At 40.8% G+C, this 26643-nt stretch carries 29 protein-coding genes; 10 read left to right on the plus strand and 19 right to left on the minus strand.

The features are described from left to right. Positions 1-163: 163 nt before the first annotated feature. The 6 genes from MHH58_RS12180 to MHH58_RS12205 form a co-directional block, all read right to left on the minus strand. Positions 164-547 carry a hypothetical protein gene (locus MHH58_RS12180; protein ID WP_341346040.1) on the minus strand — a complete coding sequence of 128 codons (384 nt, stop codon included), beginning with the start codon at positions 545-547 and terminating at the stop codon, positions 164-166. Between the two features lie 58 nt (positions 548-605). Continuing rightward, positions 606-842, minus strand: coding sequence for a hypothetical protein (locus MHH58_RS12185; protein WP_341346041.1), 237 nt, complete (start codon positions 840-842; stop codon positions 606-608). Between the two features lie 302 nt (positions 843-1144). Beyond that, on the minus strand, positions 1145-2173 hold the full coding sequence (locus MHH58_RS12190; protein ID WP_341346042.1) for a M42 family metallopeptidase: 1029 nt from the start codon (positions 2171-2173) through the stop codon (positions 1145-1147). Between the two features lie 69 nt (positions 2174-2242). Continuing rightward, positions 2243-2545, minus strand: coding sequence for a cupin domain-containing protein (locus MHH58_RS12195; RefSeq protein ID WP_341346043.1), 303 nt, complete (start codon positions 2543-2545; stop codon positions 2243-2245). A gap of 83 nt (positions 2546-2628) precedes the next feature. Beyond that, positions 2629-4383, minus strand: a complete 1755-nt coding sequence (locus MHH58_RS12200; RefSeq protein WP_341346044.1) for a GMC family oxidoreductase — start codon at positions 4381-4383, stop codon at positions 2629-2631. Further along, positions 4383-5195 carry a gluconate 2-dehydrogenase subunit 3 family protein gene (locus tag MHH58_RS12205; protein ID WP_341346045.1) on the minus strand — a complete coding sequence of 271 codons (813 nt, stop codon included), beginning with the start codon at positions 5193-5195 and terminating at the stop codon, positions 4383-4385. Before MHH58_RS12205 ends, MHH58_RS12200 begins: the two co-directional genes overlap by 1 nt. A gap of 84 nt (positions 5196-5279) precedes the next feature. Between MHH58_RS12205 and MHH58_RS12210 the strand changes: the two genes are divergently transcribed. The 6 genes from MHH58_RS12210 (at position 5280) to MHH58_RS12235 (ending at position 11380) form a co-directional block, all read left to right on the plus strand. After that, positions 5280-5999: an LCP family protein gene (locus MHH58_RS12210; protein ID WP_341346046.1), complete on the plus strand. Its 720-nt coding sequence runs from the start codon at positions 5280-5282 to the stop codon at positions 5997-5999. Positions 6000-6095: 96 nt separating this feature from the next. Then, positions 6096-6767 (plus strand): hypothetical protein, encoded by a 672-nt coding sequence (locus MHH58_RS12215; RefSeq protein WP_341346047.1) that lies wholly within the window; start codon positions 6096-6098, stop codon positions 6765-6767. Positions 6768-6795: 28 nt separating this feature from the next. Further along, complete coding sequence (locus MHH58_RS12220) at positions 6796-7536, plus strand: hypothetical protein (RefSeq protein ID WP_341346048.1); 741 nt, start codon at positions 6796-6798, stop codon at positions 7534-7536. A gap of 197 nt (positions 7537-7733) precedes the next feature. After that, on the plus strand, positions 7734-8474 hold the full coding sequence (locus MHH58_RS12225; RefSeq protein ID WP_341346049.1) for a hypothetical protein: 741 nt from the start codon (positions 7734-7736) through the stop codon (positions 8472-8474). Positions 8475-8582: 108 nt separating this feature from the next. After that, positions 8583-10727: a DNA topoisomerase III gene (locus MHH58_RS12230; protein ID WP_341346050.1), complete on the plus strand. Its 2145-nt coding sequence runs from the start codon at positions 8583-8585 to the stop codon at positions 10725-10727. 26 nt (positions 10728-10753) lie between these two features. Then, the gene (locus MHH58_RS12235) at positions 10754-11380 is read left to right on the plus strand and encodes a hypothetical protein (RefSeq protein ID WP_341346051.1); all 627 of its coding nucleotides are present in this window, start codon (positions 10754-10756) and stop codon (positions 11378-11380) included. Between the two features lie 410 nt (positions 11381-11790). Here MHH58_RS12235 and MHH58_RS12240 read toward each other — a convergent pair whose 3' ends face one another. Further along, positions 11791-12477: a phosphoribosylaminoimidazolesuccinocarboxamide synthase gene (locus MHH58_RS12240; RefSeq protein ID WP_341346052.1), complete on the minus strand. Its 687-nt coding sequence runs from the start codon at positions 12475-12477 to the stop codon at positions 11791-11793. Between the two features lie 172 nt (positions 12478-12649). Beyond that, the gene (locus MHH58_RS12245) at positions 12650-13573 is read right to left on the minus strand and encodes a DMT family transporter (RefSeq protein WP_341346053.1); all 924 of its coding nucleotides are present in this window, start codon (positions 13571-13573) and stop codon (positions 12650-12652) included. Positions 13574-13734: 161 nt separating this feature from the next. On the opposite strand from MHH58_RS12245, the gene nhaC reads away from it, so the two are divergent. Further along, positions 13735-15210 (plus strand): Na+/H+ antiporter NhaC, encoded by a 1476-nt coding sequence (gene nhaC, locus MHH58_RS12250; protein WP_341346054.1) that lies wholly within the window; start codon positions 13735-13737, stop codon positions 15208-15210. Between the two features lie 27 nt (positions 15211-15237). Here the strand turns inward: nhaC and MHH58_RS12255 are convergent, their stop codons facing one another. From MHH58_RS12255 to guaB, 3 genes are all read right to left on the minus strand, one after another. Further along, positions 15238-16233 carry a D-cysteine desulfhydrase gene (locus tag MHH58_RS12255; protein WP_341346055.1) on the minus strand — a complete coding sequence of 332 codons (996 nt, stop codon included), beginning with the start codon at positions 16231-16233 and terminating at the stop codon, positions 15238-15240. 128 nt (positions 16234-16361) lie between these two features. Then, positions 16362-17906, minus strand: a complete 1545-nt coding sequence (gene guaA / locus MHH58_RS12260) for a glutamine-hydrolyzing GMP synthase (RefSeq protein ID WP_135097288.1) — start codon at positions 17904-17906, stop codon at positions 16362-16364. A gap of 14 nt (positions 17907-17920) precedes the next feature. Beyond that, a complete protein-coding gene (gene guaB, locus MHH58_RS12265) occupies positions 17921-19390 on the minus strand; it encodes an IMP dehydrogenase (protein WP_341346056.1) in 1470 nt (489 codons plus the stop codon). 260 nt (positions 19391-19650) lie between these two features. Between guaB and MHH58_RS12270 the strand changes: the two genes are divergently transcribed. Next, a complete protein-coding gene (locus MHH58_RS12270; RefSeq protein WP_341346057.1) occupies positions 19651-20031 on the plus strand; it encodes a hypothetical protein in 381 nt (126 codons plus the stop codon). Between the two features lie 16 nt (positions 20032-20047). Here the strand turns inward: MHH58_RS12270 and MHH58_RS12275 are convergent, their stop codons facing one another. From MHH58_RS12275 to MHH58_RS12285, 3 genes are all read right to left on the minus strand, one after another. Next, on the minus strand, positions 20048-20608 hold the full coding sequence (locus tag MHH58_RS12275) for a YfbU family protein (RefSeq protein WP_341346058.1): 561 nt from the start codon (positions 20606-20608) through the stop codon (positions 20048-20050). After that, positions 20609-20740, minus strand: coding sequence for a hypothetical protein (locus tag MHH58_RS12280; protein WP_341346059.1), 132 nt, complete (start codon positions 20738-20740; stop codon positions 20609-20611). A 145-nt stretch (positions 20741-20885) separates the two neighbouring features. Beyond that, positions 20886-21629 (minus strand): helix-turn-helix transcriptional regulator, encoded by a 744-nt coding sequence (locus tag MHH58_RS12285; RefSeq protein WP_341346060.1) that lies wholly within the window; start codon positions 21627-21629, stop codon positions 20886-20888. 125 nt (positions 21630-21754) lie between these two features. Between MHH58_RS12285 and MHH58_RS12290 the strand changes: the two genes are divergently transcribed. Both MHH58_RS12290 and MHH58_RS12295 read left to right on the plus strand, forming a co-directional pair. Beyond that, on the plus strand, positions 21755-22342 hold the full coding sequence (locus tag MHH58_RS12290) for a general stress protein (protein ID WP_135097298.1): 588 nt from the start codon (positions 21755-21757) through the stop codon (positions 22340-22342). 60 nt (positions 22343-22402) lie between these two features. Continuing rightward, on the plus strand, positions 22403-23137 hold the full coding sequence (locus MHH58_RS12295) for a class I SAM-dependent methyltransferase (protein WP_135097300.1): 735 nt from the start codon (positions 22403-22405) through the stop codon (positions 23135-23137). Between the two features lie 133 nt (positions 23138-23270). Here MHH58_RS12295 and rpsR read toward each other — a convergent pair whose 3' ends face one another. The 5 genes from rpsR to modA form a co-directional block, all read right to left on the minus strand. After that, positions 23271-23510, minus strand: coding sequence for a 30S ribosomal protein S18 (rpsR, locus tag MHH58_RS12300; RefSeq protein WP_035810211.1), 240 nt, complete (start codon positions 23508-23510; stop codon positions 23271-23273). A 138-nt stretch (positions 23511-23648) separates the two neighbouring features. Continuing rightward, positions 23649-24434 carry a hypothetical protein gene (locus MHH58_RS12305; protein WP_341346061.1) on the minus strand — a complete coding sequence of 262 codons (786 nt, stop codon included), beginning with the start codon at positions 24432-24434 and terminating at the stop codon, positions 23649-23651. Between the two features lies 1 nt (position 24435). Then, positions 24436-24762, minus strand: a complete 327-nt coding sequence (locus MHH58_RS12310) for a PadR family transcriptional regulator (protein WP_341346062.1) — start codon at positions 24760-24762, stop codon at positions 24436-24438. Positions 24763-25167: 405 nt separating this feature from the next. Continuing rightward, a complete protein-coding gene (gene modB / locus MHH58_RS12315; protein WP_341346063.1) occupies positions 25168-25857 on the minus strand; it encodes a molybdate ABC transporter permease subunit in 690 nt (229 codons plus the stop codon). Further along, the gene (gene modA / locus MHH58_RS12320) at positions 25838-26626 is read right to left on the minus strand and encodes a molybdate ABC transporter substrate-binding protein (RefSeq protein WP_341346064.1); all 789 of its coding nucleotides are present in this window, start codon (positions 26624-26626) and stop codon (positions 25838-25840) included. Before modA ends, modB begins: the two co-directional genes overlap by 20 nt. Between the last annotated feature and the right edge of the window lie 17 nt (positions 26627-26643).

Raw genomic sequence — 26643 nt, forward strand, 5'->3', positions numbered from 1 at the left:
TACTCCAAACTCCATTCAAGGACAACGGCGAAATGGCGTTGTACTCCAATCCACATCTGATTAATGTTATCCTTTACCCTATATCTAGATGATAAATGCTAAAGTGCGCTTCAGGTCAAGAAAAACCAGCTTCCTCATATTGAGAAAACTGGTTAAAGATTTTTTAAGTTCCGTCTGTACTTTTCTTATAATGAAACTGTGAAAGTAACGGAAGAATAACCATTAAAATCCAGAATGCTGGATTTTTAATATTAAATATATTACCTTCTGGCTCTCCAACAAAGATATTCATTGCCATAACGATTAACCATATAAAAGCAAAAAAGACCAGGAAGTGATTTCTTCGTTTCCTCTTCTCATCAGCAGATTCTATCTTTTTTGATTCCACTTCTTTTTTCTCAAAAATAGCCATAATAAAAATAATTATCGCAGTCAGTATAAATGGTCCATATTGAATGTACCATTCAGTGCCGGGAAAAAAGTCAGTAATAATAAGAGTCAGTAATGAGATAATAACTAAGAGTAGTAAAAAATTGCTTTTTGACACACTAACAACACCTTGTTTTTTTATTTAAAGGTTCAATACCCTGGGGCGGGAGAAATATTTAAGCTTCTCTTTCTTTAACTTTATTGTAAACATTGCCGAGTAATGGTAGAGCAATAAAAACTATCCAAAAACTAAAGTCAGTTATGTTAAATATATCGTGTCTCGGTGCTCCGACAAAAATATTCATTCCCGCAATCAGAAGTATAATAGACACCAGAATAAGAGTCGGAATGAAATTAATATTCTTTGGTTTTTCGGCTGTTTTATCTAGTGTTTCGTCCTCTTCTCTATCCATATTCCAGATAGTAATAACAGCAGTAAGAGAGCCGAATACAAACAGTGGCCCAAATTGAATGTACCAGGGAATTCCATTAACGAAGTCTGTAGCAATTAATATAATATATGAGATGTACAAGGGTCCCAACAAAAATATATTTTTAAACATCTGCAGCAGCACCTTATGAATCATTTAATGATTTAATACCCAAATGTAAAAAGTAATATCATAATTTATCGTATAAAGCGTCACCATATGGCCACAATTTCTCTTCCCAATATATATTAATCACCTGCTTTTGGAGGTTACCTTCAATATCGTTAATTCTGAATATATTCTCTTATCAATTCAAAAGTATTTTCAAGCGCTTCGGTATGCGTACGTTCCATGCCATGGCTGCTTGCCACACCTGGTCCGATAAGTGCGGCTTTAATGTTCGCACCGCCGCTCATAGCTGCTGATGCGTCGCTGCCGTACATCGGATAGATGTCCACGGCATAACTCAATGCTTTATCTTTTGCATAATTAATCAGTTTAGTCGTCATATCGTAATCATATGGGCCTGACGAGTCTTTCGCGCAAATCGACACGTCATATTCCGTACATTCAAGATCAAGTCCGATGCACCCCATATCCACTGCCAGCAGTTCTGTAATATCTTCTGGAATCCATGCAGCACCGTGACCCACTTCTTCGTAAGTCGAGAAGATAAATTTCAGATTTGTCGACGGCGTTACATTTTCCTGCTTCATCATTTTTAAAATACTGACTAAAATTGCAACTGATGCTTTATCGTCTAAGAAACGCGATTTTATAAAGCCTGAATCCGTAACGACGACTTTCGGATCATAAGCGATAATATCACCATTCTGAATGCCGATATTCTGCACGTCTTCTTTGCTTTCAACACGTTCATCTAATTTTACAATGAGGTTATCGATATCCCGCTCTTTTGTAGCCGCGTCTTTAAATACATGAATTGACGGTGATTTAGACAGAATCGTGCCTGTATATACCTTGTCATCGCGCGTAATAATGTCGCAGTATTCCCCGTCCAGTGTCGGTGTTAAAGGGCCGCCAAGTTTAGTCAGTGACAAAGTGCCGTCTGAGTTAATTGAACGGACCATCAGACCTAAAGTATCCACGTGGGCGCTCAAACCTCTAGTGACTTCAGTATTTTCACCGTCTACCTGAACAATCAGGTTCCCCTTCGGTGTCGTAAGTGTCTCGTAGCCGATGTCTTCAATTGTTTCCCGTAAAAAGCTGACCGCATTAGTCGTGTAGCCTGTCGGACTGTTAATTGATAAAAGCTTTGTCAGGAATGAAATTGTACCGTCTCTTTTAAACATATTGTAAATCCCCTTTGTGTTTAAGTATTTCCCTCAATTATACATTAATTTCTGCTGCTTCGTTGCTCCTTAACCTCTTAGAAAAACGACTAAAAAATCAGTGTCAGTCACCACTTCAACACTATGCTTTTCTTTTGCTTCCATAAAAAGAATATCGCTGGATGTTAAAATATACTCTTCTCCGGAACAATCGAATTTCACTTCACCTTTACGCACGATAATAAATATCGGGTCTTTGGAGTCGTGTTCTGGAATAACTTCGCCTGTTTTCAGCTGAATATTAACGATATTCGATTTATCATGTCCGAATACTTTTTTCAGTGACTTTTCTTTACCCGCAAGTTCATTTTCAGTATGAATCAGCTTTGCCATATAATATCCGCTCCTTTTAGCTGCCATTATACATTACAGCAGAAAAAAACTCCCCGACTATGCAGTCAGGGAGTCTTCGAATTTTATGCTTTCATCGTTTTGCTTTTCGCTGTTGCGAGCTGACCGCCTTCGTCGAGGAAGCGCTCAACGCCTTCAGCTGCTCTGTAAGCGAGCGCACCGATTGTCGGTGTCGGGTGGTGTCCGCCAAATTGCGGGAAGGCTGAACCGCCGACAACAAACAAGTTATCGACATCCCACATCTGCAGGTAATTGTTTACCGCTGATGTTTCCGGATCGTCTCCCATTACCACACCGCCTGTATAGTGTCCGCCTGAAAATACATGGTCAAATTCTTCTGCGATTTCATCATCTTCAATGATGTCAGCGCCCATTTCTTCCATGATTTCATGGCATCTGTCTACACCGAATTGTGCAATCGGATGCTCATTCGCACCGAACTTGTATGTGATACGCAGTAATGGATCTCCATACTCATCCTTATACGTCGGATCGAGATCTAGGTAGTTGTGCCAGTACGACATCGCAATGCTTGTATACCAGATTCTGAGTGCACTGTAGGCATATTTCAGCGATTCCGCCTTATAGTCCGCACCCCAGTTCGATACTTCTCTCGTGTAGTTATTACTGCTGGAAATCGCAGCGAAACCGTATTGTCTAAGCTCAATTGCGCCGCCGCCGATAAAGTCGAGATCTGAATGGTCAAAGTTATCTGCCGCGTAGTCATTTACTGCAGCACCTAATGCCCCTGCTCCCATATAAAGGTTGAACTTCTTATTTTCAAAGAAACCTCTTACCCCGTGAAAAGCAGAGTTGTGCTGTCCGTTAAAGTTGCGTCCAATCAACCCTTTGCGTGTTTTTGGATCGTACTGTTCACCGATATCGGAGAGCATTAACAGTCTGTTATTTGTAAATGCAAACGCACACAACGCAACAACGTCGGCAGGCTGCTCATATTCTTCTCCTGTTGTTTCATCAACATACATGACGCCTGTAGCTTTTTTAGTATCTTTGTCATAAAGAACACGGCGCACGTTTGCACGTGTGCGAAGTTCAAAGTTGTCGTGTCTCATCGCTGTTGGAATAACCGTAGCAAGAGGGTCTGATTTCGCATCAAAGTCACACCCTGCTCTCGTACAGAATGAGCAGTACATGCATGCATTTAACTTTTCCCCGTCCGGGTTTTCATAGTTTTGCGACATGTTCCCTGCTGCAATCTGGAATGGATGCAAACCAAGATTTGTCGCAGCGTCTTTGAAAATTTTTAGAGACGGTGTTTCATTTAAAGGCGGGTTTGGCCACGGTTTATTTCGTTCAGGTGCCAGCGGATCCTGCTCACCTGAAATTCCTGCCGTATCTTCCCATTTCTCATAATAAGGTTCCAGTTCTTCATAGGTAATTCCCCAGTCCTGAAGGTTCATATCCTCTGGTATCTTATCTTCTCCATAACGGTCGATTGTCTGGCTGCGAATTTCAAATTCATATGGCCAGTAACGGTAAGACGCTCCTGCCCAGTGTACACTCGCACCGCCGAGATCTGCACCCAGCTGGTTATCTGCCATCGTTCTGACCGGCAGGGCAGTTTCATCTATTTCATTTCGTGATGTTACCGTATCACCTCGTAATGGCTGCATGATTTCATAACGGTTATCGAACCGCAGTTCGTCTTTTACACCGATATAGTCACTTCTCGTTGCGTGATTACCTTTTTCAAGGCCTACTACTTTTTTACCTGCTTTGGCAAGTTCTGCACTGACTATACCGCCAGCCCAGCCCATGCCGACCACAACAGCTTCAACTTTTTCGAGTTTTTTGGCCATTACATTCCGCCTCCTTGATATGCTCTCAGACTTTCAGGCTCCAGTTCTACGAACTCCTCAGAAGTAATCTTATCCATCCAGCCCATACGCGGCCCGGGATACTGAATCATCTTCCAGCCTTCCATGTTTTTATTGCCGCCGTATACCGGGTCGGCATAGACGCCTTCAATCGTTGTGTTTCTAAGGAGGGAAAAGAATGCTTCCGCACGCATGCCTGGAATTTCGACATCTCCTGATTCGAATGCCTTCAGAACTTCATCCTGTGTATCTCCATCCAGCTTCACAAACTCTTCGTCGTGTTCTTCAACTGCATATTCTCTTAAACGTCTGATTCCGAGTATGAACATTTCACCGCGGGTTAGTTTCTCCTGACGGCCGTGTGTATCGGATGCCATTGGCTCGAAAGGCCCCATGCGGTAATCCGTTCCATTCGTTCCCCATGTACCATAAAGTTGTCTGTCGATGAAATAAGGAACACCGAGTTCAATAGCACCTGGCCCGTTATCATCCTCCGGATAAATCCGCTCTGTTGCTGCTGCAAGAGCTGCAAAATCTTCCTGCCTGCTGATGAAAGTACGTGCTGCGAATTCAGGTGCATCAGCGCCGCCTTCGCCGCCCGATGCAGTGTCTCCACCAGTATCCGTTTCCGCTGTTTCAGATTGCTGATCAGAACCGAATTGGAAACCTGTTAAACCGCCTAAAAGTGCACCTCCGGCAATCCCGCCGGCTGCCACACCTGTCGTCTTCAGGAAGTCACGGCGTGAAAATTGTTTTTCATTTTGTCCATTATTACCTGATGTGTCTTTGACCATGGAAATTATCCCCCTCTTTTCTTTGATTAAAAATATAATGTAATCTCTTAGCAAGTTTAATACGCATTCACAAAGTTGTCAAAATTGAATAGAGAAGCAAAATGTACCGGTCTTTCCGATACCATTATGATAGCTCAATGTAACCAGGACAGCAGTGAAATGAAGCTTGTTTCGCTCATGCGGGATACATATGTGGAAGTTCCGGGCTACGGAATGCAGAAAATTAACATCGCCTTTTCTTATGGAGGCCCGGAGCTGCTCAGACAAACTATTAAACATAATTTTGATATAGATCTTTACTACTATGCTGTAGTCGATTTTGAAGGATTTTCAAAAATTGCTGATTTAATTGCTCCTGAGGGAATTGAAGTGAATACTCCGCGCCAGATGTCGGAAGGTATAGGTATGACGCTCGGACCGGGCCGTGAAGTGATGGATGGTGAAAAGATGCTGGGTTACGTCCGTTTCCGTAAAGACGAAAATAACGATTATGGAAGAGTTGAACGCCAGCAAGAAGTGATTGCGAAACTGACGAAAGAAGCCGTAAACATACAGAATTTCGTCAAACTGCCTAAACTGCTGGGAATGGCAGATCCATATATCGACACAAATATTGATAGTAAAACGCTTCTTTCAATGGGGAAAGGAATAGTTTCTGATAAAGACCAGGCCATCGAAACACTAAGAATTCCAGTAGACTATTCATACGAGAATGCATATACCGGTGCGGGGGCAGTTCTGGATATTGATTTGGAGGAAAATAAGCAGCAACTGCAAAACTTTTTATCCGGCCAGGCTCAGTAATATGTATGAAATATATGTAACATAATTGCAATAGTAAGATTCCTGTGGTAGTTTGGCCGTAAGAAATAAAGTTAGATATTCAGGAAGGGGATTTTCATGAAGAAAGTAACTTTATTCAGTTCATTATTAGTCGCAGGCGCATTGACGTTTACAGGAGTCAATAACACAGCACAGGCGGACGAAATTGAATACGATGGCGCGAGAACCGTTTGGGGAACAGTAGTAGATGCAGAAAGCGATCTGAATGGCGACGGCTGGTCAAACGGCGGATACAGTCTGGACTGGCTGCCGGATAACCAGAGAGAAAGAATTTCAGAACTGACAGACCAACGTCAGGCTGGTGAGATTACACAAGTTGAATATAACGAAATAGTCACAGACATTTTTGATGAAGAACACGCACTGATTAACGGACCCTACGGCGGTATTGAAACAACTGAAGAGAATCTGGCCAGTGTTGCATTTAACGCACCGAAAACATTAGATGCGGCACCTGTAAAAGATGAACCATACAACTATAACTTTGTATACGACGGATATGAGTTCGATTTTTCTTATGATGGAAACTCATGGACATGGGGATATGACGAAGTAGACAAAGAATACACTGATGAAGAGTTAATTCATCTCGTTCACAATAACCCCGAGGTCTTAAACGATGCACCGGTTAAAGACGGCGCTTATGACTTTAAAATATCAGATGACAAATACGTTTATCATTTCGCATCAGACGGTAAAGAATGGACATGGTCTTACGAGAATAAATAACAGTTAAATTTCAGGAAGGTGTTTTCCAATGAAAAAAGTAACTTTATTAGGTTCACTCTTAGTAGCAGGGACATTAACATTCACGGGAATAAGCGGCACAGCACAGGCGGATGAAGAAGAAGGTGCCAAAACTGTCTGGGGTGAAGTGCTGCCTGCAGACGCTGATCCGGATGGTGACGGCTGGGCAAATACCGGGTTTGACCCTACTTGGATGTCACAAGAAGGACAGAACAGAATTAATGGTCTCGCAGAGTCCAAAGACAATGGAGAAATATCACAGGTAGAGTTTAATGAGGCTGTCGCAGAGATTTTCCAAATAGAACAAGCACGTCAGATGGACGGTTCTAATGAAAATGCAAATGATGATGCTAATGCAGATAATAACTCACAAGCAATGGTGCCTCATCAAAAAGTTGATGCTATGGATATAGATGTCACAAAGGAAAATCTGGCTAAACTGGCACTGTATTCACCTGCTGCACTTGATGCTGCACCGGTACAGGAAGAACCTTACAACTATAACTTTGTTTACGGTGATTATGAATTCCATTTCTCATATGACGGTGACTACTGGACGTGGAGCTACGACAGCGTGATGGATCCTTTAACGAAAGAGGAGCTCGTTTACCTCGCGCACAATAATCCGGCAGTGCTGGATGAGAGACCTGTAAAAGCGGAACCGTACGATTTCAGCTTTGAAGATGGAGAGTATGTCTATACTTTCACTTATGACGGTGATACCTGGACATGGAAATATCTTGAGAAATAGAAAAGTATTTTAAAGCAGACCGGAGGAAATCCTCCGGTTTTTTTATGCACTTTTATCATTTCTTTCATTAATATTACGTTTATTTGAATTGATACGGCATCTCCCAAGTGTTAAGTTGAAAACATGACATCATTAGACAGTGATTTTTACTGACATAAAACATTTCTAACCTTTATATCAAGAAAGGATTGTTTAGATTGAAAAAAATATCAGTAATCAGTTCATTATTAATTGCAGGTTCATTAACATTTACCAGTTTGACTGCCAATGCAGGAGAACATGAAGAAATTGAACCTATCGCTGAAGACTATCAGGAACGCGGGGAAGGCTTAAATCATACAGCACTTCAATACCTTGCGAATGTGGACCCTGAATCTTTAGATGAAGCACCGGTCTATGAAGGAAAGTATGATTTTACTAACCAGGACGAAAATTATATTTATCATTTTTATTCTGACGGTGAAAATTGGGATTGGTCTAAAAAACCGGTAAAATCTGACGATGTTAATTATGAAGATACAATTGTAGAAAACAGCGGCGACAGTATTGAAGATGTGAAATTAATGCATCGTGCTAACGTAGATCCTGAAAGCCTGGATGAAAAGCCGGTCAAAAAAGGTGCCTACGATATTTCAGCACAAGATGAAAATTACGCTTATCATTTCTATTCAGACGGTCAGTTCTGGACCTGGTCTAAAACGCCTCTAAACAGCCAGTCTTATGAAACGACTATCGAAGAAGATAACAGTAAAGAAGGTCTGACACACCAGAAGTTAATGTATATTGCTAATGTGGATCCTGACAAACTCAATGAAAAACCAGTGTACGAAGGGGAATATGGCTTCACAATCCAGGATGAAAATTATGTTTATCACTTCGCATCAGACGGTGAGTATTGGACATGGACTAAAACACCGCTGGAAAAAGATAATAAATAAAAATTAAATTTATGTTTGTATGCATACCGGGGCTTTCTCCGGTATGTTTTTTTGTTTATAAAATGTATAATTAACAGATACATTGAATGAACGAGAGGATGAATATTTTTGGCAAAAAGTATTGTACTTGCTGAAAAACCTTCAGTAGCACGTGATATTGCCCGTGTGCTGAACTGCAGTAAAAAAGGTAATGGTTATTTAGAAGGCAGTAAATATATTGTAACCTGGGCACTTGGACATTTAGTCACGCTCCAGGACCCTGAAAAATATGATACAAAATATCAAAAGTGGGAACTCAACGATTTACCTATGCTCCCTGCTCCGCTGAAATTGACTCATATTCCTAAAACAACGAAACAATTCAAAGCTGTGCAATCGCAACTGAAACGTCAGGATGTTGATGAGATTATCATCGCAACAGATGCCGGACGTGAGGGTGAACTCGTTGCCCGCTGGATTCTCGATTATGCGAAAGTAAATAAGCCGGTAAAACGTCTCTGGATTTCTTCAGTTACTGATAAAGCGATTGCGAATGGATTTAAAAATCTTCAGCCTGGAAACAAATTCATTAATCTTTATCAGGCAGCCGCTGCAAGAAGTGAAGCTGACTGGTATGTCGGTTTAAACGCGACCCGTGCACTGACGACAAAACACAACGCCCAGCTTAACTGCGGCCGTGTACAGACACCAACACTCGCAATTATTCAGGCGCGGGATGAGACAATTAAAAACTTTAAACCGAAAACGTTCTACGGACTTGATGTCGTTACGGATAAACTGACCTTTAAATGGACAGACGGCAAAGGCTACTCGACTTTCGATGAAAATCAAATCGATAAAGTCAGCCAAAAGCTGAATGCTGCTTCATTAATTGTTAAAGACGTTCAAAAGAAGAAAAAGAAACAATTCGCTCCTGGTCTGTATGATCTGACAGAACTGCAGAGAGATGCCAATAAGATATTCGGCATGTCTGCAAAAGAAACACTGCAGACGATGCAGGCTCTGTATGAACGTCACAAAGTACTAACCTATCCAAGAACGGACTCTAAATTTATTTCGGAAGATATCGTGGATACGTTAAAAGAAAGAGTCGAAGTCAGCGGTATCGGCCAGTTCAGTAAAGTTGCCGCACGTATTTTAAGAGCACCGCTTAAAACAAACAGCTCCTTCGTCAACGACAGCAAGGTAAGCGATCACCATGCTATTATTCCAACTGAAAGTCCGGTTTTCCTTGCTGACTTTACAGAACGCGAAAAACGGATTTATGAATTGGTTGTCCAGAGATTTATGAGTGTGCTGCTGCCGCCGTATGAGTATGAAGTGACAACTGTCACTGCTGAAATCAACGGCGAACAGCTCGAAGCAAAATACAACAGAGTATTAAATCAGGGCTTCAAAATTGTTTATAAAGAAGAATCATCTGACATTACAACTGATGTAAAACAAGGTGATAAACTGACTGTAAACAAGATCAGGAAAACAACAGGTGAAACCACTCCACCTGCACGTTTCACGGAAGCATCACTGCTTCAAGCTATGGAAAACCCTGCGAAATACTTCCAGATGGACAAAGAACATAAGAAAACACTGGCAGAATCCGGCGGGCTTGGCACAGTCGCAACACGGGCAGATATTATCGATAAACTGTTCAATACTTTCTATCTGGAGAAGAACGGCCAGGCAATTAAACTCACTTCAAAAGGAAAACAGCTTTTAGATCTGGCACCTGAGATCTTAAAATCCCCTGTCACTACAGCTGAATGGGAAACACAGCTTGAACAGATTGAAAAAGGTAAAATGAACAGACAGAAGTTTATCGAAGATATGAAAGAACATACGAAAGAGATTGTCAGAGAAATCAAGGCGAGCGAGAAGAAATTCAAGCACGATAATCTGACGGGCAGAGACTGTCCGGAATGCGGCAAGCCGCTTCTTGAGGTCAAAGGCAAAAAAGGCACGATGCACGTATGTCAGGACAGAGAATGCGGATATAAACGCAACGTTGAAAAAATAACGAACGCTAGATGTCCGAAATGTAAGAAGAAAATGACGCTGAGCGGCTCGGGCGATGGACAGGTTTTCAGATGTGTCTGTGGTCACCGTGAAAAAATGTCGAGCTTTGAAGCGCGGAAGAAAAAAGAAAATAAAGGCCGTGTAGATAAGAAAACGGTTAATAAATATGTGAATCAGAAAGAAGAACCGATAAATAATGCACTGGCAGAACAGCTGAAGAAACTGAAGCTGGATAACTAATATCTGCTAATACTGGAGAGAATGTTATGAACAGCGGGATATTCACTTTTGCAGTTATACCGATTATTGTGCTTGCTGTATTTATATCAGTTCAGCTGCTTAGACAGAAAATATACAAACCTGAATATGAGGGCGCTGTACAAAAACCCGGTAAATGGGAACGGGCAATATTGTTTGTCATTATTTGTGTTAATATCATTTCCATACTGGGAACAATCATGGGTATCCTGATTCAGGAAACAGAAATGATGCTTGTATTTGGAGTGATGACGCTGTTCTTCTCACTGATTATTCTGGTGCTGAAAAGAGCGTATAACACTTCCTATCAGGAAAACAAAGAATATTTTGTATTACACACCCATAATAAAGAATATAAAGTGTTTTATGAGAATATTACCGACTGGCGGCCATCTTATAATGAAATATCAGTCCTGGATTCGAGCCGGTCAGATGGAAAATATATAAGGGTGAACCTTAAAATTTTTAATCCGGAAATTCTGCTGAGGAAAATGGCAGATATGGCATTTGAAGAGAAGTTCCCTACTGAGGATGGAGAAGATCCGTATAAAAAAGCAGAAACAATTTATTATATAGCCAATTACGGTTATAAATATCTTGTAGAAGATTATCTTGAGGTATTGGAAGATAGATAAACAAAAAATAACCCTTCAACAATCGTTTAGCAGTGAAAGTTGAAGGGTATTTATTTTAGTTTTCGTCAGTTTTAAGATAGTGATTGTATCTGAAGCAATTGCGGTGCACACGAGACGGTGTCATACCAACCCCAAAGGTTTGGGATACACATGAAACTCTGTCATGCCAACCCTAAAGATTTGGGATACATATGAAACTCTGTCATGCCAACCCCAAAGGTTTGGGATACACATGAAACGATGTCACACCAACCCCAGAGGTTTTGGATACACATGAAACGATGTCACACCAACCCCAGAGGTTTTGGATACACATGAACGGCTGTCATGCCAACCCCAAAGGTTTGGGATACACATGAAACGATGTCACACCAACCCCAGCCAAAAATTTAAATCTGTAAAGTTCAATATTACTTATCAAACATATAACCATTCAATTTCAACGGTTCAATATATTCCCCGTCTTTATATACGCGCATGTTGCCGCCTGAAATTTCATCAATCAGCAGCACTTCACCGGTTTCGTCGTCACGGCCGAATTCCAGTTTGATGTCGTATAAATCCAGTCCTTTTTCAGCAAGCTCTTCTTTAATCACTTCACTGATTTTAACTGTTAAGTCCGCGATTTCTTTGTACTCATCCGTATTTAAAATATTCAGCGCCTCAAGTGCTGCTTCATTAATAAAAGGATCCTGTCTTTCATCATCCTTTAAAGTCACTTCAACATAAGCAGGGAGTTCAGCACCCTCTTCAATATAATCTCCGTAACGGCGGATAAAACTGCCTACTGCTTTAAAACGGCAAATTACTTCCAGCCCTTCTCCGAAAACAGATACTTTTTTAACACGCATTTCACGTTTCTCTACATCTGAATCAATATAATGTGTCGGGATACCAGCTGCATTTAATTTTTCGAAGAAAAAGCTTGTCATCTGAAGTCCCGCTTTCCCCGATCCTTCAACCTTTAGTCCTACCTGGTTTTCACCTGGATCAAATACACCGTCTTTTCCTGTCATATCATCTTTAAAATATAAAACAGTTTCGCCATTATTATCTTTATAAACGTCCTTGGTCTTACCCCGGTAAATTAAATCCAACTGAATACACTCCTATAATCAATTTATCTTGTTTCATATTTTACTTGTTAAAATTGAGTTAATCAAGCTAAATAACGAATATAATTTTATATAAATTATAAAATGTTCGGATTACATACGTTTTTAATGATAATTACTTAGATTTCCACATATAATATACGATTTTTATATTTCAGCGGTTTACTCTTTTCTGCTGATTTTTAAGCCACACTTTTTCCAAATAACCTGTAGCAAATAGCACACCCGCCACGATAAATACAAAACCAATCAGTTGGGACGGTTCAATCACTTCGTTTAGAAAAATCACCGAGAACAGGACACCAAAGAACGGAACAAAGTTATTAAAAATTGCCGTTTTTGATGCGCCAATCTTTTGAATTGCCGAGTTAAATACCATGTGCCCGATTCCCGTCGCAAAGATACCCGAAGCAAAGAGCACGACATACACTCCTGCAGAAGCTGTCGTCATTTCTGATAAGCCTCCAGGTTCTAAAACAAGAGCAATAAGAAGCAGGCCGATTGATCCCGCTAAGTTCATAATCGCTGTGACGGCTTTTGAGTCCAGCGTCGCAGTCGCTTTTTTAATAAAAATAAAACTGATTGCCTGAGAAAACATCGAAATAAACAGAAATATCTCACCTGACGATAACTTAAGCCCTGAAAGTGAGCCGCCCTGAATAAAAAAGACGCCTGCCAATGCTAATATGAAACCTAAAACTCTCATTTTTGTCAGCTGCTCACCTAAAAACATCATACTGAGAATGGCGGTTGCCAAAGGGACTAACGATAAAATCAGCGACCCAGTTGAAGCTGCTGTTGTTACAAGTCCCAAAGCCAGTGTGAGGTGATGCAGAATAACACCGAAAATCATACCGAATAGTGTGAAGATCCACTCTTTTATCGTTAAACCCCTGAGTGATTTAGCGAAATAAACAATGATTATTGCTGTAATACCGGCTATCATAATACGAAAAGCTGTCATCGTCTGCGGCGGTAAGTTTTCTACGAGAACTTTTAAGAAAACAACGTTCAAACCCCAAATTGCGGTAATTAAAAAAACAAGTCCATAAGTTAACAAGAGTCCCTGCTGCTTCACACATTCACCACCATTTTTATTTCATTAAACATATCATACTGATAGTTTTAATTATAAGACAAGGAAAGATATAAATACGGGGTACGCTGCTGATGAAAATTATAAACTATTGAGAAAACGCTTTCTTTATGTATAATTAAATCAACTAAGGAGGGGGCACTATGGCGAATAAAGAATTGTTTGAACACAGCTCTAAAAAAGAATTTAATTTTTTTCTTGCAATGATACCTTTGACCGTTATGGTCATCACTTTGCTTTATGCGATTGTCGTACTTGAAACGGATCCGCACCTGCCGCTGATTATCGGCACTATTACAGCAGCAATTGTAGCAGTCTTCAGCGGTTTCAAATTTAATGATTTGGAAGAAATGATGTACAAGGGAATCCGCCTTGCCTTGCCGGCAGTCGTCATCATTATGCTGGTCGGCTTGATCATCGGTTCATGGATCGGCGGCGGTGTTGTGGCAACGATGATCTATTACGGATTGATGATTATCAGCCCGCAGTATTTTCTCGTAACAATCTGTATCATCTGTTCAATCGTTTCTCTCGCTATCGGCAGCTCCTGGTCCACTATGGCGACAATCGGTGTAGCTGGAATGGGAATCGGCATGAGCATGGGAATTAACCCTGCCATGATTGCTGGTGCCGTCATTTCAGGTTCCTACTTCGGCGATAAAATGTCTCCTTTGTCCGATACAACTAACCTTGCAGCCGGTCTCACGAACACTGACTTGTTTGTACATATCAAGCACATGCTTTATACGACTATCCCTGGATTGATTATTGCCTTGTCAGCATTTTTCATTATCGGAATCAATGTAATCGGCAGCAGTACCGCGTCACCCGAAGACATTCAAATTATGATGACATCGATGAGTGATAACTTCGTCATCAGCCCTTGGCTGTTACTGGTACCAGGTCTGGTTATTCTGTGCATTATCCTAAAAATCACAGCTGTGCCTGCACTTGTGATCGGGGTTTTACTCGGTATAATCTGCGCCCTGTTCGTACAGGGAGAGACACTTGCGGACTCTGCGTCATATTTAATGAATGGTTTTGTTCTTGAATCAAATAACGAGATGGTGGACGAATTATTTAACCGCGGCGGTCTGTTGGATATGATGTACACAGTTTCCATGACCATTGTCGCAATGACATTTGCAGGTATTCTGGAATATACCGGTATGCTCCGCGCAATTATGAACCAGATACTTAAAATCGCAAAAGGAACATTTGGCATCATCACAGCAACTATCGTGTCATGCTTTGCAACGAATGCTACATGTTCTGAGCAGTACATCTCAATTGTTGTGCCGTCACGAATGTTTTTAAGAACTTATATCGAAAACAAACTCCACTCCAAAAACTTATCCCGTTCACTTGAAGACGGCGGTACACTAACTTCTGTATTCATTCCGTGGAACACTTGCGGTGTCTTCATTTACGGTACACTCGGCGTAGCTGCCTGGGAATATGCACCATTTGCGATTCTGAACTTTACAGTGCCGGTCATAGCAATCATATTGGCTGCGACAGGATTTGGGATTGCTAAAATATCGTCTGAGGAACGAGATGCCTATCTTGCGGAGAACTATCCTGAAGAAACGAAAGAAGAAAAACCTGCAACGACATAAAAACCTTGGGCAAAGAGCCAAGGTTTTTTACTGAAATAACGAAGTGTAGTTGTATAGTGCCGGTGAACCGCCAGTATGCAGAAACAAAACTTTTTCCTCTTTCTTGAAATAACCCTGCCGAATCAAATCAATTAAACCAGCCATCGTTTTACCTGTATATACAGGGTCTAATAAAATACCTTCTCTCTGAGATAACAACTTAACAGCCTCTATCATACCGTCTGTAGGCAAAGAGTAGCCGGGACCGATATAATCACCCAGCACTTTAACTGAACTTTTATCTATTTTGTTTCGCAGCTTTAAATAATCAGACGTTTTTCCAACTAACTTATAAACATTTTCTTCTTGCACATGCTTTTCATTATTCACACTAATCCCCACAATTGGAATGCTATTATTACTCTCCCCCATTCCTGTAAGCAGACCCGCGTGGGTCCCGGCGCTGCCAGTGGGCGTAATAATGTAATCAATGTCTAAAGAATTCTCACTCAGCTGTGAATTGATTTCTTCTGCACAGGCCACGTACCCCGTTGCACCTATTTCGTTTGAACCGCCCATCGGAATGATATAAGGTTTTTTACCTTCTGCTTCTACTTGCTTGGCAACCTTCTCCATTTCTTTAACCATATCCGAACCGCCCGGCACTACAGTTTTACTATCTGCATCCAGCAGGTTATACAGAAGGTTGTTACCAGTCGCTTGTGGATTGTAACTGCCAGCTACTCTTTCTTCCAGTACAAGATGGCAGTCTAATTGTTCTTTCTTCGCTGCTGATAAAGTTAACCTGCAATGATTAGATTGCACAGCACCGCATGTAATCAAAGTATCAGCATTATTCTTTAAAGCATCAGCAACCAAAAATTCCAATTTCCTTGTTTTATTCCCTCCGCCGTCTAAACCGAGCTGATCATCTCTTTTTATATAAATATCAGGACCATTTAAAAGCTTGGAAAGATTTTCTAAGTATTCAATGGGTGTGGGTCCGTTGGAATAATTTCTTCTGGGTATGCTTGTTAAATTCAAACTGACGACCTCCAATATTATTATTAAAATAATGTCATCTATATATTTAATAGTACGATACCCTGTTAGTTCTTAAATGAAATAAAAAAACCAAAAACCTTATATCAAGGTTTTTGGCTCTCGTCTAGTTATTCCCACTCAATCGTAGCCGGCGGTTTGCTCGTAATATCGTAAACCACGCGGTTGATGTGTTTGGATTCATTAACTAAACGTTTAGAGATTTTCTCAAGCACGTTCCAGTCAATTCTCGCAAAGTCACTTGTCATACCGTCAATGCTCGTTACAGCTCTGATTCCAATCGTATAGTCATACGTTCTGTAATCTCCTGTCACACCGACTGAACGGATATTCGGCAGCACCGTGAAGTATTGCCAGATATCTCTTTCAAGTCCTGCTTTTGCGATTTCATCTCTTAAAATCCAGTCACTTTCTCTGACGATTTCAAGTTTTTCTTCTGTAATCTCACCAAGAACACGAATGCCAAGTCCTGGACCCGGGAATGGCTGTCTCCATACTAAGTGTTCTGGAATTCCGAGTTCAATACCAAGTTCACGTACTTCATCTTTAAACAGCGTGTTTAACGGTTCAATCAGCTGGAACTGCATATCTTCAGGCAGTCCGCCCACGTTGTGGTGCGATTTGATTGTCGTTGCTGTTTCCGTACCCGACTCTATGATGTCAGTGTACAGCGTGCCTTGTGCAAGGTAGTCCACATCTGTAAGTTTAGATGCTTCGTCATCGAATACGTAAATAAATTCGTTCCCGATAATTTTACGTTTCTGTTCCGGATCTGATACGCCTTTAAGTTTCGACATGAAACGGTCTTTCGCATCTACTCTGATGATGTTCATGTTGAAGCCTTCACCAAACTGCTCCATAACCATGTCGCCTTCACCTTTACGAAGAAGACCATGGTCAACAAAAATACATGTCAGCTGGTCGCCGATTGCTTTATGAAGAAGTACCGCTGTTACTGATGAGTCTACACCGCCGCTCATCGCACATAATACTTTTTTGTCTCCGACTGTTTCACGGATTTTATCGATTTCGATATCGATAAAGTTATCCATCGTCCAGTCTCCTGTGCAGTCACAAATATCACGGATAAAGTTCTTCAGGAACTGCTCGCCGTTTTGCGTGTGTTTTGATTCCGGATGGAACTGAACACCATAAAATGGTTTTTCATCGTGTTTAACTGCAGCATTCGGACATAATACTGTTTCAGCGATAACCGAGAAGCCGTCACCGAGTCGTGTAACTTTGTCGCCGTGGCTCATTAAAACTGATTCAATCTTCTCCCAGCCTTTAAAGATATCCACTTCGTTGTTTAAGTTCATTTCTGTCACGCCGGATTCTTTCTGATCTGAATTCACGACTTCTCCGCCGTTCAGCTGCATCATCAGCTGCATACCGTAGCAGATACCGAGGACCGGTATGCCGAGTTCAAATACTTCAGGGTCTACTGTAAATGCATCGTCTGCATATACTGAACGCGGTCCGCCAGACAGAATAATTCCTTTGGGTTCAAGTTCTTTAATTTCTTCGATTGTAATACTCGGGTTGTGCAGTTCACTGTACACGCCAAGTTCACGTATACGGCGCGTAATCAGCTGGTTATACTGACTGCCGTAATCAATTACTAAAATAAGTTCCTGCTCTTTAGCCATTTCCATGAAAGAATTACTCCTTATATGCTGTAGTTTGGTGCTTCTTTAGTGACTTGTACATTATGCGGGTGACTTTCAATCAGACCTGCGCCTGTGATTTTAATGAATTGTGCTTCTTCTCTCAAAGCTTTAAGGTCTGCACTTCCAGTATACCCCATACCTGAACGAAGACCGCCGATAAGCTGGTAAATTGTTTCTGATACTGGTCCTTTGTACTCCGTGCGTCCTTCAATACCTTCCGGAACAAATTTCTTCGCTTCAGTGTCTTCCTGGAAGTAACGGTCTTTAGAACCCTGCTCCATTGCACCGAGTGAGCCCATACCGCGGTATGTTTTGTAGCGGCGTCCCTGGAACATTTCAGTTTCTCCCGGAGATTCCGCAGTACCTGCTAACAGACTGCCGAGCATTACAGCATGTCCGCCTGCAGCCAAGGCTTTCACGATATCTCCTGACAGCTTAATACCGCCGTCTGCAATAATCGATTTGCCGTGTTTGCGTGCTTCTGTCGCTGCATCGTACACCGCTGTAACCTGCGGTACGCCGACACCTGTAACAACGCGTGTCGTACAGATTGAACCGGGACCGATACCAACTTTGACAACATCTACGCCCGCTTCGATCAGCGCACGTGTACCTTCAGCTGTAGCGACGTTTCCTGCGATTAAAGTCGTTTCCGGGAACTTGCTGCGGATATCTTTAATTGCCTCCAGCACACCTTGCGAGTGACCGTGTGCAGTATCGATAACAAGTGCATCTGCGCCGCCTGCAATTAATTCTTCTGCACGTTTTTCTGTTTCTTTTGCAATACCGATTGCCGCTGCAACAAGAAGTCTTCCCTGATCGTCTTTTGCAGCATTCGGGAATTCGATAACTTTTTCTATATCTTTAATCGTAATTAACCCTTTAAGTACATAATTGTCATCCACTAAAGGTAATTTTTCGATGCGGTGCTGCTGTAAAATGCGACCTGCATCTTCCAGTTTCGTACCGACAGGCGCAGTTACCAGATTATCTTTGGTCATAACCTCGTCGATTGTCATCGAAAAGTTTTCGATAAAGCGCATATCTCTGTTCGTAATAATACCAATCAGTTTTTTCTCCTGCGGATTATTAACAATAGGCACACCTGAAATTCTGTATTTGCTCATCAGATGTTCAGCTGCAAATACCTGTTCTTCTTTCGTCAGGAAGAACGGATCTTTAATAACGCCGTTTTCGGAACGTTTAACTTTTTCTACTTCATCGCGCTGACGTTCGATAGACATGTTCTTATGAATAACTCCAAGACCGCCCTGGCGCGCAATTGCGATCGCCATTTGAGATTCAGTCACCGTATCCATTCCCGCGCTGATTAAAGGAATGTTTAACTTCAGATTCGGTGCCAATTCGACACTTAGATCAACCTCTTTAGGTAATACTGCTGAATGAGCCGGCAGAAGTAATACATCATCAAATGTAAGTCCTTCTTTTTTAAACTTATCTTCCCACATAAAAAACTGCCTCCTGGTTATAATAATTTGTCGTATGCTGCATCTGGTATAAAATATTAATTTCCCTATTATAACAAAATACGAACTGTCAAACAATAAAGTGAACTTAATAAATATGTCTTATTATAAAACACTATCATGAGATATGAAAGACGCTCTTAATGTTCGGAATTTTATGAATTTAATAACAGAGCAAAAGTTTGAGAAATTATCTCCGGGGAATAGATCATTAACATACTATTTATTTAGAGGTGGACGTAATGCAATACATTGAAAAGTATAATTCACTGGACGAGATTTTAGAAAGAATTGACCTTTTAAAACAGGAAGAAAACTACTATGAAGAAGACTTTAATATTTTAGGTCTGGCAGACCTTGAACCGGACTGGACCGATTACATGGGCTGCACGTACAATCCTCATTCAAACAATCTGTCTTTTAAAGATTTTTTCACACAAAATGTAAAAGCGGAAGATTTTCTCTATGCTTCGGGACTCAATGCTGACTTAGTGGAAACATATCTGAAGATAATCCAGGATGGACAGTTTCTGCTGGCTTTCGACGATAAATCACTAAACCGCGAAATGAACCGCAACAGTACTGAGGCGGACGTAGAAAAAGGACCCGGAGATAATCTCTGATTATCTCCGGATTTTTTTATAATATAAATTTAATCTGCTGCTCGCGAGGTATACAAATATCCATTATCATCTCCTGCGATAAGTATATATTTCTTTTATACCGTTCATACTTCAGCATCATTTCACGGTAATGACTTAAGGTTAACGGCAGTGCTTCTTTAAAAACAGGCACACGGTGCTTATTAGTTCTGATGAGAAATATGTAATAAGCTAAATGAGCGGATAAGGACGGCTCAAAACCGCAAAACTTCGTATAGCATTCGAGTGACACATTATGTGCATCTGCAGCAGGAAGTCTAGACATCGACAGAGAAATATGGTCGAACATTTCCATTAAGAATATGACTTCAACCGAAACGTCAGCAGGTACAGGCTCCCCTGTCGCCCCGATAAAATCCAGCACCTCGTCATAATTCATTTCTATTCCCTGTCTGATGATATCGAGACAGTATTCACAGTAAACGATATAATCTTTATCAGCACTTCTTTGCTGCATACTGTCTAATAAACTGATCAGCTGAATCTTTCCTGCCGTACTGATAAAGTCCAGACTGTCAGGAGGCATCACGCTGCCCATTTAAAATACCATAATAAAGCAGTCATCTTTATTATGCTGAAGAAATGCTTCAGCATCAGCTGCCGTATTTGAAAAAAATAAAAGTGCGATGAGTCCGAGTGACATTAGTGTCTTTTTAAAAATACTCTTCATTACCTTACCCTCTTTAATATTTTTTTCTCTGTTTTCGTCTGTATGTATCAGAGTAGCTTAATTATACTAAATTAAATTGTCAGAATACTATATAAATATACAGCTGTTCCCATATATGGTAAATTGTTTGGATTCTCTATACAATTCAGTCGTTGTCCAGGCCATTTTTAGCTTTCATTTCGATTTCTTCAATTTTATCGAGCAGAAAAGTCGATTCATTCTTTTTAAGCAGGCACCTAGCTCTTGAAGCATAGGATAAGATTTTATCGTATTCTTTGGTCTGACAATATCCCCACATGACGTTAGTATACAATTTGACGCCGGTTCTGTAATGTATTTTATCGATGTTCTTGCTGTATACCTGACCGGCCTTCACGTAATATTCCTGTCCACTTCTTTTAGAACAGTAGAACACATTCCCTTTCGCCATGTACAAATCCGCTTTTAAATATTCCAGAGAACTTTTATTTTCAATCAAAGTAAGTGCCTTGTCGAGACACTTAAGTGCATCTTCATATTTTTCTTCCTGCTTAAATAAAATCGCTTTATGCCAGTCGTAATAGATAGACAGTTTCTGATTGCTCCGCCATTCCTGAACCGTTAATTTGTTCAGCACTCCCTCAATTAAATGCAGAGCAGACTGATCTCTGATCCTATCAAGCTCTTTCACTATTTTCATATCCACAGCAGGTGTCAATTTAATGGTTATATCTTCAATGGTTAAGTCCAGTGCCGTCATTATTTTTACAACGTAGATAAAGCCGACATTCTCCCCTTTTTCGAGCCGGCTAATCGTTGAACTTGGCACTCTAGTTTTTAGTGCTAAAGACTTTTGAGACATACCGTATTCTATACGGCGCGATATAATTGCTGAATTGTTTATTTGCATAAATTTCCCCCTTATTTACAAATATAGTTAATTTGAAATATATGTCAATAATGAATATCAATAAAAGTTTTGCATAATTCAATTAGGGTATAAAGAAAATAAAAGAACGTGATGGAGGATTGAGTATGACAACAGTTGAAATATATTCAAATACCAATGAACTCAGCGATAAAATCTACAATCTCCGTGCAGAAGGTGTGAAGGATAATAATATGACGGTCGTTGCCAAAAATCGTTTTGACGCAGCATTTCTAAGATACACACGTGTTCCGTTTAAAAAAGCAGACGGTACGATGTGGGATAAGGTTGCTGCGAAGTTTTTAGATGAAAACTCGAAAGAGCGCGTTGCAGAACAATTGAATTTGACAGGAGAAGACCATACGAAGTTCAGAAACGCTGTCGACAATGGAGAAATATTACTGCTCGTACGTACAGAAGAAGAGAAAGCGAAGCAGGAAGAAGCAGCGGCTGGCGACATCGAAACTCAGAGCGAAGCGATGAAAGCTTACGGGCTGCAGTCAGAACAGCCGCTTCAAATTGAAAAAATACCGGAAGAAACGAAAGACAAAGCGAAGAAAAAACATGACAGTTATACAGATGCTGCACAGATTATTCATGAAGACGGCAGCAGACGCACCGTAGAACTGGAAGGCAAATCATTTACGATCGTTAACCTGAAGGAAGAGCTGACGGAAACAGAAGACAGCAAATAAGAAGATCAACAGCGTAATCTCCTATAAATTTTATAGGAGATTTTTTAAGGAGGAATGAGAATGAACGATCAGTACGATGAAGAAATTTTCTTTAATATGTATAAAGAAATACGCTATTCTCCTTTAAGCTATAATGAAATTGTTGAGTTTCCGGAAATTAAACGCCATATGCCGGCTCTTCACAATAAACACGTTCTTGATATCGGCTCCGGTTTTGGCCATCTATTAAAATACATACAAAGGTTCGAACCGAAGACTATGACAGGTCTTGATGCTTCAGAAAAAATGACAGCCCATTGCCGGAAAGATAATGATTTGAAGGACGTTACCTTTATACAGGGAGATATTTTATCGGCAGTATTCAACCGCAAATATGATGTCGTTGTTTCTTCACTAGTTTTTCATTATATTGAGGATTTTGATGCTCTCGCTAAAAAACTGTACAGCCTTCTTAACGATAACGGTCATCTGCTGTTTACGATTGAACACCCGATTCAGACCGCCACTGAAGAAGACCTTGTCATGAAAGATAAGCATGGGATATACGCGCGTGTTGACCATTATTTTAAGGAAAGCCTTCGGGATTCCGAATGGCGTAACGGGATTGTTATTAAAAAATATCATCATAAAATAGATACAATTTTAAACAGTCTTATCCAGAACGGTTTAACAATAGAGGCAGTTAAAGATCTCGGAGATTCACCTGAAGTCTTTGACAATTATTCAGAAGAAAGAGTGCAGAAACTCCAGACTTTTCCGCCGTTTTTATTAGTAAAATGCCGCAAAGTAAAATAAGCGACTAAAGAAAATGAGGTAAACAGTATTAATAGCATTAAAGATTTAATTGCGGAAAGCTTTGAACTGACAGCATAGCCCGGTATAAAAGAAAAACTCCTGATATCAGAGATATCAGGAGTTCAGTAATTTCTTACTGTTCTTCTTTAACGTATGGTAATAATGCCATGTGACGTGCACGTTTGATAGCACCAGTTAACTGACGCTGATACTTCGCTGAAGTACCTGTTACACGTCTAGGAAGAATTTTCCCACGTTCAGAAATGAACTTTTTAAGAAGTTCTACTTCTTTGTAGTCGATGTGCGTAATGCCATTTGCTGTGAAATAACAAACTTTTTTACGACGACGACCGCCTCTTCTTGGACCTGCCATAGTAAGCCCTCCTCTACAGATTATTGTATTCGACTGTGTGGATCGAATTTGATAATCCATAACTTAGTTATTTACTAAACGTGTGTTTTATAATGTGTGTATGTGCACGATATATATTACAACTTTTGTGGTAAAAAGTCAATTGTTTTTTTGTGCATCCTTCCTGTTTCTGAGATACATTCCACCGAATAGTATTATTGCAACGACCAGCAATACAATACTGGAAATGATGATATAACTCTCACTCTGCGGTCCGCCGTCAGCAAGTGTCTGTGCGATAATTTCCGGTGCTGCCAGACCGAATGCAAGAAGCGCGTAGAACCACTGCTTCATAATTAAAGAACCGATGACCAGAACTGCAAGCAGGATAAATCCAATTGTAATGTTAAATCTGCTTGATGGTTCGAAGAAAGTCACGAGCGGATAATTCCGTACAAGCAATAGAGATCCGACTAAAAGTCCCATATACAAGAAACTGAAAACAAAGATTAATATAGTGCCTTTCAGTTCAACTTTCTCTGACTTAAAGCTGGCAAAGTTAACTAGTACATATTTAAAACCGTAATAAATAAGTAAGGGTCCAAGTATAATTATAGCTGCATAATAAAGAATATTACTTAACGTCCAATCAAAATCACCACTGATTAAACCAGGGACTGTCAATATGCCGGCAAGATACACGATAAACAAAGTAATATACCGTTTTATATTATTCACAACAGGCATCTCTCCAGAAATATTTTTAATATACTCTTTAACTGATCCGCCTGTTACATCTTTGACTGATTTTCCGTCCTTTCCCGCCTGAATCAAGTGGTCTTCCAACTCTGCTTCCATATCATCAATCGCTTCATCCTGTTTACCATGTGCCATCATTTCTAATCTAAACTCTGTTAAAAATTTTTCTGCTTCTTTACTTAACATACTACTCACCTCTTACCAGACTATTCATGCCTGAGTTTAGTTTTTCCCATTTATCCCTAAATATTTTCAATTCTTCTCTTCCTGTATCGCTGATGGAATAATATTTTCTTTTAGGCCCGCCGGTGTCCGACTTGACCATCCTTGTATTCACATAACCTTTTTTACTCAGCCTGAGCAGTACAGGATAAATGCTCCCTTCACTGATATCCGGAAAATTATGATCTTCCAGCTTTTTCGTAATTTCATAACCGTACGTCTCACCCTGGGAAATCAGCCCCAGTATTGCACCGTCCAACAGGCCTTTCATTATCTGATCGCTGACCGACATCGCTGACCTCCTCATCTGACTATGTTATATTAAAAGATAGTTAGTTATTTAAAAAGACAGCCGCTTGCTTGACTATCGTGTAATAAAAGATACTATATTCTGTTTGCTGCGTCAACTATCTTATATAAAAAGATAGTTGTTTTTTTATCTTTGGATTCCTTCGAGGAAGCCATGAAGGGATCGGCTAGAGCCTGGAGTCCGTCATTAAATTTGTGAAGGAATCCGACATAACCCGGAACTCGTCATCAAATCCGTGAAGGAATCCGACATAACCCGGAACCCGTCATCAAATCCGTGAAGGAATCCGACACTGCCTGGAACCCGTCACTAAATCCATGAAGGTATCCAAATCCTTAAAACAAGAAAAACCCGGCTCCACCGAGCCGGGTTCCCCACTATCAATATTCAATCTGCTGATTTCGTCCTCACAAACAGCAGCATTATAAATGAGATCACAATTATTGTAATGACCCAGAGCCAGGCGAGCTGCATATTGCCTGACTGAAGCGCCACGTATATAGCAGTCGGCAATGTCTGTGTGCGTCCGGGTATATTTCCTGCAATCATTAAAGTCGCTCCGAATTCTCCGAGTGCACGGGCAAAGCTCAATATAGCACCGGTCATCAGCGGTACTGATGCCAGCGGCAGTGTAATTTTCATGAAGACCTGAAAGTTTCCAGCCCCGTCGACTCTCGCTGCATCTTCTATATTTTTATCGATACTTAAAAATCCGGTTTTCGCCGCCTGATACATCAGCGGAAATGATACTACCGTACTTGCAAGCACTGCGGCATACCAGGTAAAAATAATCGACTGACTGAAGATCCATTCAACAATATTACCCGCGATGCTGTTATTGCCGAAAATCACAATAAGAATAAAGCCGACCACCGTCGGCGGCAGCACAATCGGCAGCATAATAATTGTTTCTAAAATGATTTTTCCTTTAAATTTTTTCCGCGTCATAAAATGCGCAATCAGTGTTCCAAAGATAAATGATAGTATCAGCGCAATGAACGCAACCCGCAGCGACAGAAGGACCGGTGTCAGAAATTCTTCTGCTGTGATGCCGTAGTTATTCACGGGTAAAACCATAATCTTCAAATATTGTTAAAGCTTCTTCCGACTGCAGAAATTCGTAAAATATTTCTGCCGCTTCAGCGTTTTCCGACTCAGTAATTAAGCCTGCAGGATAAACTATCGGTTCATGTAAATCTTTCTCTGCCGTATCAGCAATCTCAACTTTGTCACTCGTCAGTGCATCCGTTCTGTATACCAGTCCAGCATCAACTTCACCGCGTTCCACGTACGTTAACACCGCACGAACATCTTCTGCATATACGAGTAAAGGTTCAATATCTTCTTTAATTCCAAGAGAATTAAATGTCTGCATACTGTATTTTCCTGCCGGCACCGACTCCGGTGTCCCGACAGCAATTTGATCAGCTTTTGTAATATCGTTAAATGACGTGACATTATCGCTGCCTGCCGGCGTCACCAGCACAAGATCATTCCTCAGCAGATTGACAGAGTTCTCTTCAGCAATACTGCCGTTATCAATCAGCGTATTAAAATCACTTTCTGATGCAGAAAAGAACAGGTCTGCAGGCGCTCCTTGAGAGATTTGCTGCCGCAGAGCGCCTGAGCCGCCAAAGTTAAAATCTGCTTTAATTTCAGGATGCGATTCATGAAAGACATCTGCTGCTGCTTCGAGTGCATTCGTCAGACTTGCTGCTGCTGAAATCGTCAATGTAACAGATTCTTCCTGCCTGTCTGTTTCGTCACTGCCGCACGCCGACAAAATGATGAGTACTGCTAATGAACAAAAAAACACAGCCAGTCTCATTTTATTAAGATGATTCATGTCGATTGTCCTCTCAA

Source organism: Jeotgalicoccus sp. FSL K6-3177, from assembly GCF_038050175.1.
In the GTDB taxonomy this organism is placed as follows: domain Bacteria; phylum Bacillota; class Bacilli; order Staphylococcales; family Salinicoccaceae; genus Jeotgalicoccus; species Jeotgalicoccus nanhaiensis.